The sequence below is a fragment of the Mameliella sp. AT18 genome, from assembly GCF_028807275.1.
Classification (GTDB): domain Bacteria; phylum Pseudomonadota; class Alphaproteobacteria; order Rhodobacterales; family Rhodobacteraceae; genus Antarctobacter; species Antarctobacter albus.
In genome coordinates, this window is sequence record NZ_JARAMO010000089.1 from 20,935 (window position 1) to 34,716 (window position 13,782).

At 63.5% G+C, this 13,782-nt stretch carries 11 protein-coding genes and 1 pseudogene; 8 read left to right on the forward strand and 4 right to left on the reverse strand.

The genetic code is table 11. The features are described from left to right. Window positions 1–16 precede the first annotated feature (16 nt). Together hglS and PVW46_RS12585 are read left to right on the forward strand one after the other, a co-directional pair. Window positions 17–1,378, forward strand: a complete 1,362-nt coding sequence (hglS, locus tag PVW46_RS12580; RefSeq protein ID WP_274576084.1) for a 2-oxoadipate dioxygenase/decarboxylase HglS — start codon at window positions 17–19, stop codon at window positions 1,376–1,378. Continuing rightward, on the forward strand, window positions 1,375–2,727 hold the full coding sequence (locus tag PVW46_RS12585) for an FAD-binding oxidoreductase (RefSeq protein ID WP_274576085.1): 1,353 nt from the start codon (window positions 1,375–1,377) through the stop codon (window positions 2,725–2,727). The genes hglS and PVW46_RS12585 overlap by 4 nt, the downstream gene beginning before the upstream one ends. Window positions 2,728–3,017: 290 nt before the next feature. On the opposite strand, the pseudogene PVW46_RS12590 reads toward PVW46_RS12585, so the two are convergent. Further along, window positions 3,018–3,462: pseudogene (locus PVW46_RS12590) on the reverse strand (ISKra4 family transposase); the annotation flags it as partial. 138 nt (window positions 3,463–3,600) lie between these two features. Between PVW46_RS12590 and PVW46_RS12595 the strand changes: the two are divergent. The 3 genes from PVW46_RS12595 to PVW46_RS12605 all read left to right on the forward strand — a co-directional run bounded on the left by PVW46_RS12595 (window position 3,601) and on the right by PVW46_RS12605 (window position 6,158). Beyond that, window positions 3,601–4,092, forward strand: a complete 492-nt coding sequence (locus PVW46_RS12595) for a MarR family winged helix-turn-helix transcriptional regulator (RefSeq protein ID WP_088670927.1) — start codon at window positions 3,601–3,603, stop codon at window positions 4,090–4,092. A 20-nt stretch (window positions 4,093–4,112) separates the two neighbouring features. Continuing rightward, entirely contained in the window at window positions 4,113–5,519 is a 1,407-nt protein-coding gene (locus PVW46_RS12600) for a sulfatase family protein (protein WP_274576086.1), read from the forward strand. Between the two features lie 111 nt (window positions 5,520–5,630). Beyond that, window positions 5,631–6,158, forward strand: a complete 528-nt coding sequence (locus PVW46_RS12605; RefSeq protein WP_069211769.1) for a HutD/Ves family protein — start codon at window positions 5,631–5,633, stop codon at window positions 6,156–6,158. A 111-nt stretch (window positions 6,159–6,269) separates the two neighbouring features. Here PVW46_RS12605 and hisC read toward each other — a convergent pair whose 3' ends face one another. Genes hisC through PVW46_RS12620 form a run of 3 tightly spaced genes read right to left on the reverse strand, consistent with a single transcriptional unit; the run spans window position 6,270 to window position 10,395 of the window. Next, on the reverse strand, window positions 6,270–7,379 hold the full coding sequence (hisC, locus tag PVW46_RS12610; RefSeq protein ID WP_274576087.1) for a histidinol-phosphate transaminase: 1,110 nt from the start codon (window positions 7,377–7,379) through the stop codon (window positions 6,270–6,272). Between the two features lie 14 nt (window positions 7,380–7,393). Next, the gene (locus tag PVW46_RS12615) at window positions 7,394–8,779 is read right to left on the reverse strand and encodes an FAD-binding oxidoreductase (protein ID WP_274576088.1); all 1,386 of its coding nucleotides are present in this window, start codon (window positions 8,777–8,779) and stop codon (window positions 7,394–7,396) included. Window positions 8,780–8,835: 56 nt separating this feature from the next. Then, a complete protein-coding gene (locus tag PVW46_RS12620) occupies window positions 8,836–10,395 on the reverse strand; it encodes an ABC transporter substrate-binding protein (RefSeq protein ID WP_274576089.1) in 1,560 nt (519 codons plus the stop codon). A 156-nt stretch (window positions 10,396–10,551) separates the two neighbouring features. Here PVW46_RS12620 and PVW46_RS12625 point away from each other — a divergent pair, with 156 nt between their 5' ends. The 3 genes from PVW46_RS12625 (at window position 10,552) to PVW46_RS12635 (ending at window position 13,780) form a co-directional block, all read left to right on the forward strand. Then, on the forward strand, window positions 10,552–11,478 hold the full coding sequence (locus tag PVW46_RS12625) for a LysR substrate-binding domain-containing protein (protein WP_274576090.1): 927 nt from the start codon (window positions 10,552–10,554) through the stop codon (window positions 11,476–11,478). An 84-nt stretch (window positions 11,479–11,562) separates the two neighbouring features. Beyond that, the gene (locus tag PVW46_RS12630; RefSeq protein WP_069211774.1) at window positions 11,563–12,603 is read left to right on the forward strand and encodes an aromatic ring-hydroxylating dioxygenase subunit alpha; all 1,041 of its coding nucleotides are present in this window, start codon (window positions 11,563–11,565) and stop codon (window positions 12,601–12,603) included. A 1-nt stretch (window position 12,604) separates the two neighbouring features. Next, window positions 12,605–13,780: a 2Fe-2S iron-sulfur cluster-binding protein gene (locus PVW46_RS12635; protein ID WP_274576091.1), complete on the forward strand. Its 1,176-nt coding sequence runs from the start codon at window positions 12,605–12,607 to the stop codon at window positions 13,778–13,780. The last annotated feature ends 2 nt before the right edge of the window (window positions 13,781–13,782 follow it).

The window sequence follows — 13,782 nt, forward strand, 5'->3', positions numbered from 1 at the left end:
CCAAGGGACCGAACCCATGAAAGTATCCGCAAACAAGATCCGTGCCGATTTCTCGGCTGCCATGTCGCTGATGTACCGCAAGGAGGTTCCGGCCTACGGGACATTGGTCGAGATCGTCGAAGAGGTGAATGCCGAGGTGCTGGACAGGTCCGGCAACACGCTGGCGCTGACCCCGGGCGAGGACACCGCGCGCATCAGCGCTGAACGCCACGGCGCGATCCGGCTGGGCACAGCCGAAGAACTGGCCATGATGGCGCGCGTCTTTGCCGTGATGGGCATGGAGCCGGTGGGCTATTACGACCTGTCGATTGCCTCTGTTCCGGTTCATTCCACCGCCTTCCGCCCCGTGGCGCGGGCGGATCTGGCGGAAAACCCCTTTCGGGTGTTCACCTCGCTCCTGCGGCTGGAACTGATCGCGGACGAGGCCCTGCGCCACAAGGCCGCCGAGACGCTGGCGCGCCGCAGGATCTTTACCGAGGGTGCCGTTGCGCTGACCGAAAAGGCCGAGGCACAGGGCGGGCTGGACGAGGCCGACGCGAAACAGTTCGTTGCCGAGGTGCTGGAAACCTTCCGCTGGCATTCCGACGCCTGTGTCGATGCCGCGACCTTTGGTGCCCTGATCGACGCGCACCGGCTGATCGCCGACGTGGTGTCGTTCAAGGGGCCGCACATCAACCATCTGACGCCGCGCACGCTGGATATCGACGCGGCACAGGCGGGTATGGTCGCCCGGGGCCTGCCCGCCAAGGCCGTCGTCGAAGGCCCGCCGCGCCGCAGCTGCCCGATCCTGCTGCGGCAGACGGCCTTCAAGGCGCTGAACGAGGCCGTGCGCTTTCCCGAGGGGGCGGGCTGGACAGAGGGGCACCACACCGCCCGCTTTGGTGAGATCGAACAACGCGGCGCGGCGCTGACGCCCAAGGGCCGGGCGCTGTATGATCAATTGCTGGCCGAGGTGCGGGCCGCGATCCTCCCGGCGGCGGATGGCTCGAACGCCGAAGAGTACGTCGCGAAACTGCAAGAGGTCTTTGCCGCCTTCCCCGACACTTGGCGCGACCTGCACGATCAGGGGCTGGCCTATTTCAAATACGGCCGGGGCGAAGCGCCCGCGACGGGCACGGATGTGTCGGCGCTGCTGGACGCGGGCGCCCTGACGCTGAGCCCGATCATCTACGAGGACTTCCTGCCGGTCAGCGCGGCGGGCATCTTTCAATCCAATCTCGGGGACGAGGCCCGGAGCGAGACGCAGGCCGCCTCCAACCGCGCCAGTTTCGAGGTCGCGCTTGGCAAGTCGGTCGCCGACGAATTCGCGCTGTACGAGGCGATGCAATCGGACTCGCTGGTCGCGGCCTTGAACCAGTTGAAGGTCAGCGCCGCATGACGGGGCCCGCCGGGATAAGGACGCTGACCGAACCGCAGGACATGGCGGCCTATCTTCAGGGCGTGCGCGGCGAGGTTGGCCGTAGCCCCGTGGTGTTCCTGCCGGAAACGACGGATCAGGTGGCGGACTGCATTCGCCATTGTGGTCGGGCGGGCAGGCCGTTTGTCGCCCAATCCGGCAATACCGGGCTTGTCGGCGCCTCTGTACCCGATGATGTCGGCGATACGGCGGTGCTCAGCCTGTCGCGCCTGCGCGAGACGTTCGAGCTGGATCTTGCCAATCGGTCGCTTCGGGTCAGCGCGGGGTTCCGGCTGTCCGAGGTCAATGATCGGCTGGCGGAACATGGGCTGTTCTTTCCCATCGACCTTGGGTCGGACCCGATGATCGGCGGAATGGTGGCAACCAATACCGGGGGCGGCCGTTTCCTGCGCTACGGGGATGTGCGGCGCAACACGCTGGGCCTGACCGTCGTTCTGGACGATGGCGAGGTGCTGCGGCTGGGGTCGCCGGTGCGAAAGGACAATACCGGCCCGGACTGGAAGCATCTGCATATCGGGTCCTCCGGCTGGTTCGGTACGATCACGGAGGCGATCCTCAACCTTGAACCGGTTGTGGCGGAACAGGCGACCGCACTTGTCGTTCCAAGCGGCGATGAGGCGATGCTGACCCTTCTGCGGCATCTGGAAACGCGCGCAGGGCCGCTCTTGTCCGCGTTTGAATTCATGTCGCGCGCTGCAATGGGGTATGCGTTTCGCCACGCCGCGTCGCTGAAGAACCCGTTCCCACGGGGGGAAATTCCCGAAACGGCGCTGTTGATCGAACTCTCGCGTCCGACGAGCGCACCTTGGGATACGCCGCTCCAGGACGTTCTCGAAGCCGTGCTGGCCGAGGCTTGGGACATTGCGGATGCGCCGGTCGCGGATGCCTTCTTTGGGCGCCCGCAGGAAATCTGGGCCTTGCGCCACGCCTTGTCCGAGGGGGTCAAGGCCGCGGGTCCGTTGATTGCCTTCGACCTTGGATTCACACGCGACAAGGTCATCGCCTTTCGGACCGCAATGACTGGGCTGCTCGCGCAGAACTTTCCAATGGTCGAAATCTGTGATTTTGGCCATTTGGGCGACGGAGGCTTGCACTTCAACCTCGTCAAGAGGAACGGCCCACTTGACGATGAGTTCGAACGCAGCTTGCGCGATTGCGTCATGGATCAGGCGGTGCGGGCTTTCGGCGGCTCGTTCAGCGCAGAGCATGGCATAGGCCCAAAGAACGACAGGTATTTTCGGATGTTCGGACAGCAATCCACCGACTTGTTGGAGCAGTCTATGCGGGCTGTTCAACGGCGGCATCTCTAGACGACCAACCGGGCGCGCCCCGCAACATATGCATGCGGCGCGTAGCTCTACGCCGACCTCGCGCGCCAGCATCTTGGCGAATTCGGCCTTGCTTGTGCTGGGAGGGCCATAGAGCAGAATGTGTACGCCTGATTCGCGCTTGGCCAAGGTGCGGGAGTGTAATTCGGGAGTTGGCAAAACTTGGGGGTCATGCGGCTGCTCTTTGGTACGCGCCGGGTAGCCGACCGTCGAGAACGGCGGCGGGGACAACGGCCACGCGATGTGCTCCCTTTGGTGACCATCTCATTCGGCGCCGCTTCCCGGAAGGAATGGCGCGCTCCAAGTTCGGACTGAAGGCGCCGCAGTTCCGGGGGCGACCGATCCGGGAAAAGTGAGCGAGAGGCGAAAACGGCCCGCCCAGGGCGACGTTGGATTTGCCATTGCAGGCCCAGCGGCGAATGCGCGGAGCCTTTATACGAAACCTGCCGAAGTGCCTGTCCAGCACCCTCTACCGATCATCATGGATGGCTCGCACCGTGCCGCAGTCAGGACAGATCTCGCCGGCTTCGGAAATTTCCTCGATCTGGTCGAGCAGGATCGCATTCTGCAATTGTCCCAGGATCGTCTTGGCATCTTCGAGCAACAACCCGAGCCCCTCAGGTTGCGCATGCCGAAACAGGCGGGACAAACGACCGAGACGACGCCTCTTCGTGGTTCCGTTCTCACGGTCGTCTCGACAATAATCCGCACGTTCATGGCAGTTCCCCGCTTAATGAACCACCAGCATGCTCATACACCCCCAAGTTTTGCCCACTCCCCCGGAAGAACAGCAGGTTATTTGGTTGAATTATCCACCAGATTGGTGCAGCAAAGTCCGCAGAAAGGTGGTGCGGCATGGGCACGCAAAACGACGACACGACGGCGGCCTCCCGGGTCCGGGACGCCTTTCCGGTGAGCTTCCTGATTCATCAGTTGGAACAGAAACTCTCCGCGCAGGGCCGCGCCCTGATCGCGCGCCACAGCGATCTGACGCTGCCGCAATGGCGCATCATTCGCGTCGTAGGCCTGGGCGTGGCCGAGGGGTCGACCGCGCTTCGCAAGGTGCTCGGTTTCGACAAGAGCCAGTTTTCCAAAACCGTGAACCAGCTGCAGGCACGAGGCCTCGTGTCGCTGTCGACGCACCCCCGCGACGGACGCCAGTTTTGTCTGTCCCTTACCGAGGCGGGGCGCGAAACGCTGCACCGGCTGGCGCCGGTTGTCGACGCCCGAAACGCATTCCTGATGCAGGCGCTTTCGGAAGACGAGCGTAATGTCATCCGCACCATGCTGCTGAAACTGACCCGCGCTGCCGAGGTCTCTGAACTCCCCGATGGACTGGACACATGACCCGATCAAAAAATCTTCTCGTGATCCTTTCAGATGAACACCAGGCGCGGGCGCTGTCCTGCGCCGGGCACCCGCTGGTCAAGACGCCCAACCTCGACCGGCTGGCCGCGCGGGGCATCCGGTTCACTGATGCCTACACGCCCTGTCCGATCTGTGTGCCGGCCCGCGCGGCCTTTGCCACCGGGCGCCACGTGCACGACATCCGGCTCTGGGACAACGCCATGCCCTACGCCGGTGAACCGCGCGGCTGGGGTCACGCGTTGCAGTCAAAAGGCGTCCGCGTCGAATCCATCGGCAAGCTGCACTACCGCAGCAACGAAGACCCGGCGGGCTTCGACGTGGAGCATATCCCGATGCAGGTCGCCGACGGTGTCGGTATGGTCTGGGCCTCCATGCGCCGGGAAGAAGAGCGCGTGAACAAGGATGTCCGAATGCTCGGCCCGTACATCGGCCCGGGTGACAGCAACTATACCCGATACGACAGGGCGGTCGTCACCCGGACGGAGGACTGGCTGAAGGACGCCGCAACGCGCCCCGATCCCTGGTGCCTCTATGTGGGCCTCGTCGCGCCGCATTTCCCGCTGATCGTGCCGCAGGAATACCTCGACATGTACCCGCTCGACAGCCTGCCGCCCTTCAAGCTGCACACGATGGACGGGTTCGAGAACCACCCATGGGTCGACAAGCAGAACAGCGCGCTGATCGTCGACAACGGTTTCCGCGACCATGACGAACGGCGGCTGGCGGCGGCCTGCTACTTTGCGCTGTGCACTTTCCTGGACGACAACATCGGCAAGCTGATGGATGCGCTCGAGGCCAATGGCCAACTTGAGGACACGACGGTGATTTACAGTTCGGACCACGGCGACAACGTCGGGGCGCGCGGGCTTTGGGGCAAAGGCAACATGTACGAGGAATCGGTCGCCGTGCCCCTCATCGTCGCAGGACCCGGCATCACGCCCGGCACCTGCGCCACGCCCGTCAGCCTGCTCGACATCTCGGAGACCATCATCGATCATTTCGACGCAACCCTCGAAGGAGAGCGCCCCGGCGAGAGCCTCTACGACATCGCCGAGCGCCCGGAAAAGCCGGAACGCGTCATTTTCTCGGAGTATCACGCCATCGGGGCGGTCTCCGGCGCCTTCATGCTGCGCAAGGGGCGGTGGAAGCTGATCCACTACCAAGGCTTCGAGCCGGAACTCTTCGATCTGGAGGCCGACCCGGAAGAGACGACCGACCGTGCCGCCGATCCCGCCTGCGCAAAGGTGCTCGCCGATCTCACGGACGAGCTTCACGCGATCTGCGACCCGGCCGAGGTGAACGCTTTGGCGTTTGCCGATCAGGATGCGATGATCGCGGGATATGGCGGGCCGGAGATGGCCAAGACCATGGGCGCGCCCGCCGCGACCCCACCGCCGGAAACCTGAACGCACCCGGACGCCTTGCTTGCTTCTTTCTCAGGGGCAGGCATTTCACTTACGACCCCGGACCCCGCGCCAGCGCATCAGCCCCGGCCGAAAACCAAGGAGCGCCCCGTCATGTTCCGCATCGTGACGCCCGATGACTTCAAAACGACGGCCTGGAAGAACGGCGGCGGCGTCACGCACGAGATCCTGCGCGACGAGGGCGAGCCATGGCGGTGGCGCATCAGCATCGCCGAAGTCTCGACGGATGGGCCGTTCTCGGCCTTCGAGGGGCAGACCCGGATCCTGACGGTGATCGAGGGGCAAGGGCTGGACCTGCACGCGCCGGGGGGCGTGCTTCGGGCACGACCGTTCCGGCCGTTGACCTTTTCCGGCGATGCGCCAGTCGACAGCCACATGGTAAATGGACCAGTGCGCAATCTGAACCTGATCTACGATCCCCGATATGTGAAGGCGTCGGTCGAGGTGATCGACGGTCCGGCAACGATCGAAAGTGGCTCGGGGCAGACCGGGGTTCTGTGCATGGACGGACGTGTCACATTGGCAGAAGACGCGTTGCCGTGCGGGGCCTTCGGGTTGGGGCAGGGAGGCTGCATCGACGTCGGGCAGAAGGGGCGTTGCGTGGTGGTGCGGCTGGCGTGACGGTCGCACCCGACAGTCCTTTCCGGGCCGGGCGGCCCGGCACAAGGCCAGTGCGCCTGGATCTGCCAGCCCATGATTTGGACACGGGCTGGCAGGCCGGCCTGGTTGCCGTCAGGCGGGGCAACGCATGGATGCGACCGCGTCCAGGAAATACTGGTTTTCCCGTGCCGTACCGACCGTCACCCGGGCCCAGCTGGTGTAAGGCTCTTCGAGCCAGGGTTTGATCAGCACACCCTTGTGACGCAGGGCTTCGGCGAAATCGGTGGCCGTCTGCCCGGTATCGAAGAACACGAAGTTGGTCTGGCTCGGGGCGCAGGCAAAGCCAGTTTGCGTCAGTCCGGCGGTCAGGGCGGCGCGGCCCTCGATGGCGGATCGCACCGACCGGGCGAGGTAGTCGGGATCGCGCAGCGCTGCCCGCGCGGCGGCGACCGCCAGCGCATTGACGCCAAACGGATTGCGGGCCTTCATCATCTGCGCGACGAGTTCTGGGGCGCAGGCGATGCCATAGCCGACCCGTATCCCGGCAAGGCCGTAGGCCTTGGAAAACGTACGCAGCACGATCCACGGGTTGGGTCCGGCCGCCAGCCGGCCCATGGCATCGAACCGGGCGTCGGCGTCGAGGTATTCCAGATAGGCTTCGTCGAAGACAACCAGTGTCTCGGGCGGTGTCGCCTTCAGGACAGCGTCGAAGTCTGACGGAGAAATTGCCGGTCCGGCCGGGTTGCTGGGCGAGGAAAAGATCAGCACGCGCGGGGCCTCTTTGGACATCGCGTGGATCAAGCCGTCGATCGGGAAGGACCAGTCCGCTTCGAAAGGCACCTTGGTGACATGGGCGCCGCAGGCCAGCGCGCCGAATTCATGCAGGCCGAAACTGGGGCAGATCGTGACGACATGGTCGCCGGGGCGCAGCACCGTGCGAAAAAGTGCGCCGATCAGGTCCTCGGACCCGTTGCCGACAATGATCCGGTCGGGGGATGCGCCGGTCGCGTCGGCAAGGTCCCCGCGCAGGTCGGCGTTGCCTGCATCCGGATATCGAGAGATGCCCGTGGCTTCTTCGCGGATCGCCTCCACGACACCCGGGCAGGGGCCCGCGGGGTTCTCGTTGCTGTCCAGTTTGGCCTGGCAGTCGATGCCGTAATGCGCGCGGAACCGGTCGAGTGCGAGACCGGCGTTATAAGTCGGCAGGGCCGCGATCTCGGGGCGGATCAGGTCGGGGTTCATTGGCGTTCCTTTGGTCACAGATCGAAGATCTTGCCGGGATTCATGATATTGGCCGGATCGATACAGCGTTTGAGATCGCGCATCAGGTCCAGCGCGGTGCCGTGTTCAGCGGCCATGTAGCCTTTCTTTCCCAGCCCAACGCCATGCTCACCGGTCGAGGTGCCACCAAGAGACAGGGCCAGCTCGATCAACTTGCTATTGATATGGCGTGCCTCGGCAGTTTCGTTGGGGTCTTCGGGGTCGAACAGCAGCACCATGTGAAAGTTGCCGTCGCCCACATGGCCAATCAGGGGCGCTTGGATGCTGGTCGACCGGACCACCTCCGTGATGCCCTCGATGCAGGCGGGCAGGGCGGAGACCGGGACGCAAACGTCAGTCGACAGGCCCTTGATCCCGGGCCGCAGCGCACGGGAGGCGTAGAGCGCCGAATGCCGGATGCGCCAGAGCGCGGCGGCGGCCTCCGCGTTCTCGGCTTGCTCCATGCCGGTGGCGCCGGCGTCCTGAACCAGGTCCCGCAGTACGTCGGCATCATGGTCCACCGTGGCTGCCGACCCCGCCAGCTCGATCCACAACGTCGGGGCTTCGGGCAGGGTCGACCCGCCATGAGCATTGATCGCGGCCATCTGAACGGCGTCCGCCAGTTCTATGCGGTTCAGGCAAAGCCCGAATTGCAGCGCAGTGACCACGGCGGCAGTCGCCGCACCGATATTGTCGAAGCTGCACATCAGGGTGCTGGTCGCCTCGGGGATACCCGCCAGCCGCAGGGTCAGTTCGGTGATGACGCCAAGCGTGCCCTCTGCGCCGACGAAAAGATGGGTCAGGTCATAGCCCGCCGCCGATTTGCGAGCCCTGCCGCCGGTCCTGACGATGCGGCCATCCGGCAGCACGACGGTCAGACCCAGAACCAGTTCGCGCATCGAGCCGTAGCGCACGGTCGTCGTGCCCGAGGCACGGGTCGCCGCCATGCCGCCCAGAGTCGCATGGGCGCCAAGGTCCACGGGAAAGAACAGGCCGGATGCGCGCAGATCCTCGTTCAGGCGCTGCCGGATGACGCCGCATTGCACGGTGCAATCCATGTCTTCGGCATTGACGGACAGCACCTTGTCCATGCCCGACAGGTCCAGGCTGATCCCGCCCTGCGGTGCGTTGACCTGGCCTTCCATTGACGACCCCGCGCCGAAGGGCACGACGGGCACGCCATGCGCGTTGCACAGCTTCAGCACCTCGGCCACCTCTTCGGTGCTGCGCACCATGACGACGGCATCGGGCGCATCGGGCGGCAACCAGCTTTCCAGCGCCGTATGCTGGTCCCGGACCGCCTGGGTCGTGGACAGCCTGTCACCGAAGACCGGTGCGAGAGCGGAGAGAACCGTGTCGAGCGGGCGGGCGGGCTGTGTCATCTGTCCTCGCTTGCAATGGGGTGGCGGGCCGGGGAGTGGCGGCCCGCCGGTCGGGATCAGGCGGCGAACCACCAACGCTCGGATGCGCGGTTGCCGTCCATGTCCCAATCACTGGCGACCTGATCGCCTGTGGCGACCTTGCTCGACTTCGCATCGAGGATGTCGGCCCAGATCGGCGCAATCATGCCGCCGTCTTCGTGGATGAGGCGCTGGCATTCCCAGTACAGCTCCTTGCGCTTGGCCTCGTCCTTTTCACCCCGTGCGGCGATCAGCGCGGTGTTGAAGGCGTCGTTGTCCCAGTGGGTCGCGTTCCAGCTGCCCAGGCTGGCGCGCGAATAGGCCTGCGTCAGCATCAGGTCTTCGTTGGCGCGGCCCGACCAGCGCGAAGCAAAAAACGGCGTCTTGCCCCAGATGTTGGACCAGTAGCCGTCCTCCGGTTCGCGCGATACCTCGATGTCGATGCCCGCAGCCGCGGCGTGCCGGCTGAAAAGCTGCGCGGCATCCACCGCGCCCGCAAACGGCGTCTCAGATGCGTGCAGGACGTGCTTGTGACCTTCGACACCCGCTTTCTTCATCAGCGCCCGGGCCTGTTCCGGGTCGTAGCTGTGCTGCGGCAGAGTGGGATTGTGGTTCGGGTAAGCGCTCGAGATCGGCTGATCGTTGGCGACCGATCCGAAACCGCCGAGGATCTTGTTCACCATGTCCTCGCGGTCGATCGCCAGTTTCATGGCCAGACGGACGTCGGGGTCCTGATAGGGGGTTTCGGACAGGTTCATGCTGAAGCAGTAGTGCATCTTGCCCTGCACCTGGATCAGGTCGATCCCGGGCATCGCCTTGATCAGCTGGGCGGTAGTGGCATCGACCGCGTTCATCGCGTCGACCTCGCCGGTGCGCAACGCAGTGGTGCGTGCGTTCACGTCCCGGATCGCCAGGATTTCCACCGCGTCGAAATGCGCGCGGCCCTCTTTCCAGTAGTTCGGGTTCTTCGTCACCCGCGCCTTCACGCCGGGTTCGTAGCTTTCCAGGATGTAGCCGCCGGTTCCGATACCTTCGTCGAAATTCGTGGTGCCCGCCGGAACCACGATCGTGGCTGCCATGGACAGGACGGCCGGGAAGCCGCTGTTCGGGCCTTCCAGCGTGATGGTCATCTCGTGCGGGCCGGTGGCCTTGACATCGGTCACGCCGGCCATCAGCGCCTTGACCACCGAGATGGTCTTTTCGCCACGGTGCAGATTCACCGAGAAGACCGCGTCTTCGGCGGTGAAGGGCTGGCCATTGTGGAATTCAACCCCTTCGCGCAACTTGAAGGTCCAGACCGTCGAATCATCATTGCTCGACCATTCGGTTGCCAGTTCCGGCATCAGTACGCCGCCTGGTCCGACTTCGATCAGCGCATTGCGGATCTGGTATTGCAAATTCTGCATGAATTTGCTTTCGTTGACCTGCGGATCCAGCGTTTCGCCGCTGTCGAAGTCATTGATAGCAAGGCGGAAAGTTCCCCCCTGTTTTGGTGTGGACTGCGCCTGCGCGGGCTGTCCGTGAAGACCGAGAAGGCCCAGCGTGCCGACGGCCGCTGCACTCTGAAGCAATGTGCGTCGGTGGATGGATGTGGTCATTTTTCTCTCCCTGCAGAGAAGGTTTTGGATCTGCGTCCGTCAATATGTCTATTCATAATATCGTATGAGGTGACATAAGGCCGGGACAACTCAGTATTCCTGTCATACTGTGTAGTGCAGCTAACATGAGTCGGATTCTTCTGGAGGAAGACCATAGTGAAATCCTATCTGCCCCCTTTGCGCGCCTTGCAGGCATTCGAGGCTTTCGGACGTCTTGGATCTGTTGGCGGGGCTGCGCAGGAGCTTGGTGTAACATCCGGTGCGATCAGTCAGCAACTCAAGGTGCTCGAAGAATACCTGTCGATGAAGGTGATCAACAAGGACGGTCGGCGCGCGGCGCTGTCAGACGAGGCGCTGGCCTATCACCGGCTGGTCACCGAGGGGTTCGACCGGTTGCGAATGGCCCAGACCCTGGTTCAGCGTGCCAAGATGGGGGCGGACCTGAAGGTATCGGGCCTGCCGACGCTGCTACTGAAATGGCTCAACCCGCTATTGCACGACATCCAGTCCCATCTCGGCGACGTGCCGCTGCGGCTGGAGGCAACACATCTTGAACCTGACCCCGACATGACGGCCGAAATGTTCCGGCTGACATACGGAAACATCGCGCAGAGATTTCCCCATGCCCGGAAATTGTTCACGGATGTTTGCTTCCCCGCCTGTTCGCCGGCCCTGCTGAAAGAACATCCCGAGGCGCGGTCCGTCGAGGGCCTGCTTCACATGCCCTTGATTGATATCGACTGGGGCCCGGCCTACCGCACGGTTCCACGTTGGGCCGACTGGTTTTCGGCGCACGGCCTAGAGGAAGCCGCCTTCAAACCGGTGGCGGTGCACTCGTTGTCGAGTTCCGCACTCGAGGCGGCGGCAGGTGGACAGGGCGTTGTCCTCGCGCAGCAGTCCTTTGCCCGTTTCGACCTGGAACTCGGGCGGCTGGTGCGGCTAGCGGAGGACAGCTTGCCGATGCCTGAACCGTATTTTGTCTGCTGGGGCGAGACGACGTTGCATCAGCCCAAAGCACGAGAATTTCTGAACTGGTTGATGGCAATGGGCCGTGATGTCTCGACCGACATGCAGGATATCTAAAGTATCCTCGATCATTTCTGCCTGTTATTGGCCTCTTGATCAGACATATTGCGAATAACGCCAATCTAATGGACGAGGTCGCCAATGTTTCTACGCAATGCATGGTATGTCGCTGCCTGGAGCGCCGAGGTTACGCGGGATCTCCAGCAGATCAAGGTACTGGGTGAAAAGATCTGTGTCTTCCGCACCGAAGAGGATGAAGTCATCGCGCTGGAAGACGCCTGCCCGCACCGCAAGCTGCCGCTTTCCAAGGGGCGGATCAAGGGAAATACGGTCGAATGCGGCTATCACGGTCTGACATTCGATTGCGCCGGTCAATGCGTCTGGGCGCCCGGAGGTGGCCGCATCCCGTCGGCGGCGAAAGTGCGGCCCTATCCCGTCCACGAGAAATACGGGCTTGTCTGGATCTGGATGGGCAATGCCGCGATGGCGGACCCAGAGGAAATCATCGACATCCCGAATTTCGACAGTCCCGACTGGGGCATCAATTCCGGCGATGCGATGGAGCTCGAGTGCAACTACCTGCTGATGTGCGATAACCTGCTGGATCCCAGCCATGTGGCCTGGGTGCACGAAAGCTCTTTCGCCGCGCCCGCGACCAAGGACACGCCGCTGCGCGTCACCAAGACGGAAAACGGCGTGATCGTGCATCGCTGGATGATGGATCACGAACCCGCGCCCTTCTACAAGAAGGTGGTGGAGTTTGAGGGCAATTGCGACCGCCTCCAGCATTACGAGGTGCGCTATCCCTCGCACGCGCTGATCCGCGCGGTCTTTACCCCGGCAGGGACGGGCGGGCCGGACGGGCCGCTGCACGAAAAGACCTTTGTCATGGACAGCTACAATTTCATGACGCCGACCTCGGAAACGGAAACGCGCTATTACTGGTTCCAGCTGCGCAATGTCCGCCCCGATGACGAAGAGCTGTCAAAGATGATGGCCGCCGATGTGCGCGGTGCCTTTGAAGAGGATCGCGCCGTCCTGCACGAGGTCCAGATCGGCATGACCGAAAAGCAATCGCCCCATATCGACCTGAGTATCGACGCGGGTCAGTTGCGCTTCCGCCGTCAGCTTGAGGCGATGATCGCCGAAGAGCGGATGGTCGACGCCAAGATGGACGCGTGACATGGCTGATGCGTTCCGCAAATTCCGGGTTATCGCCCGGGTGCGTGAAAGCGAGGTCATTACCTCGTTTCATCTAAAACCAATCGACGGCGGCCCGCTCTGGCAGGCGCAGCCCGGGCAATACCTGACCCTAAGGGTGCCGACCGACGAGGGATCGGTCCTCAAGACCTATTCGCTGTCGGGCGACGTGCAGCAGGACGATTTCCACCGCATCTCCGTCAAACGGGAATGCGCACCCGATGGCAGCGAGGTGCCGGACGGGGTCGGGTCGTGCTGGCTGCACGACCATGTTCAGGAAGGCGAGGAGATCGAGATCGCCCCGCCGCGCGGCGGCTTTGTCCTGGATCAGCAAAGCGAGCGTCCGGTTCTGCTGCTGGCTGGCGGTGTGGGGCTGACCCCGCTTCTGGCGATGGCAAAGGTGCTGGCCCGCAGCAAGCGGCGGGTCTGGATCTTCCATGCCTGCGAAAACGGCGATGTTCAGGCCCTGGGCGATGAGTTGCGCGCCCTTTCTGACGCCTCCGATGGCCGGATCACGTTGCATGTGGCGCATCGCCAGCCCACGGATCGCGACCGGGCAGAGCGCCGTTTCGACAGTGAGGGACTGATCGACAAGGTGCTGTTGCAATCGCTTCTGCCGCTGGACGACTACGAGGTCTACATGTGCGGGCCGACACCCTTCATGGTTGCGATGTACCGTCTATTGTCGAACCTCGGTATCGCCCGGTCCCGTGTGTCCTACGAATTCTTCGGCACCGCGACCTCGCTGGAAAAGATGGCGGCGGAACGAGCGCCTGCGGCAAAAGCGGCTGTCAGCGCGCCAAAGGCGCTTGCGAACCTGGTCAATCTGACCGATCCGGACGCTTGGGCCGTGACAGAAACCACCGTGCCGATGGCCGCCGAAAGCGACGAAGCCCCGAAAGGCGCAAACACGGTCGTCTTCTCGAAATCCGGTGCATCCGCAGACATGGGCAGCGATACCCGGACCATTCTCGAACTGGCTGAGGAAGCGGGGCTCGAACCAGCGTTTTCCTGCCGTTCGGGCATCTGCAACACCTGCCGCTGCACCCTCGTGGAGGGCAAGGTGTCTTATGTCGAAGAGCCGCTGCAGGCCCCGGATGCGGGAGAAGTCCTGATCTGCTGTGCGCGGCCCGAAGGCCGCGTCGTCGTTGACATCTGAAG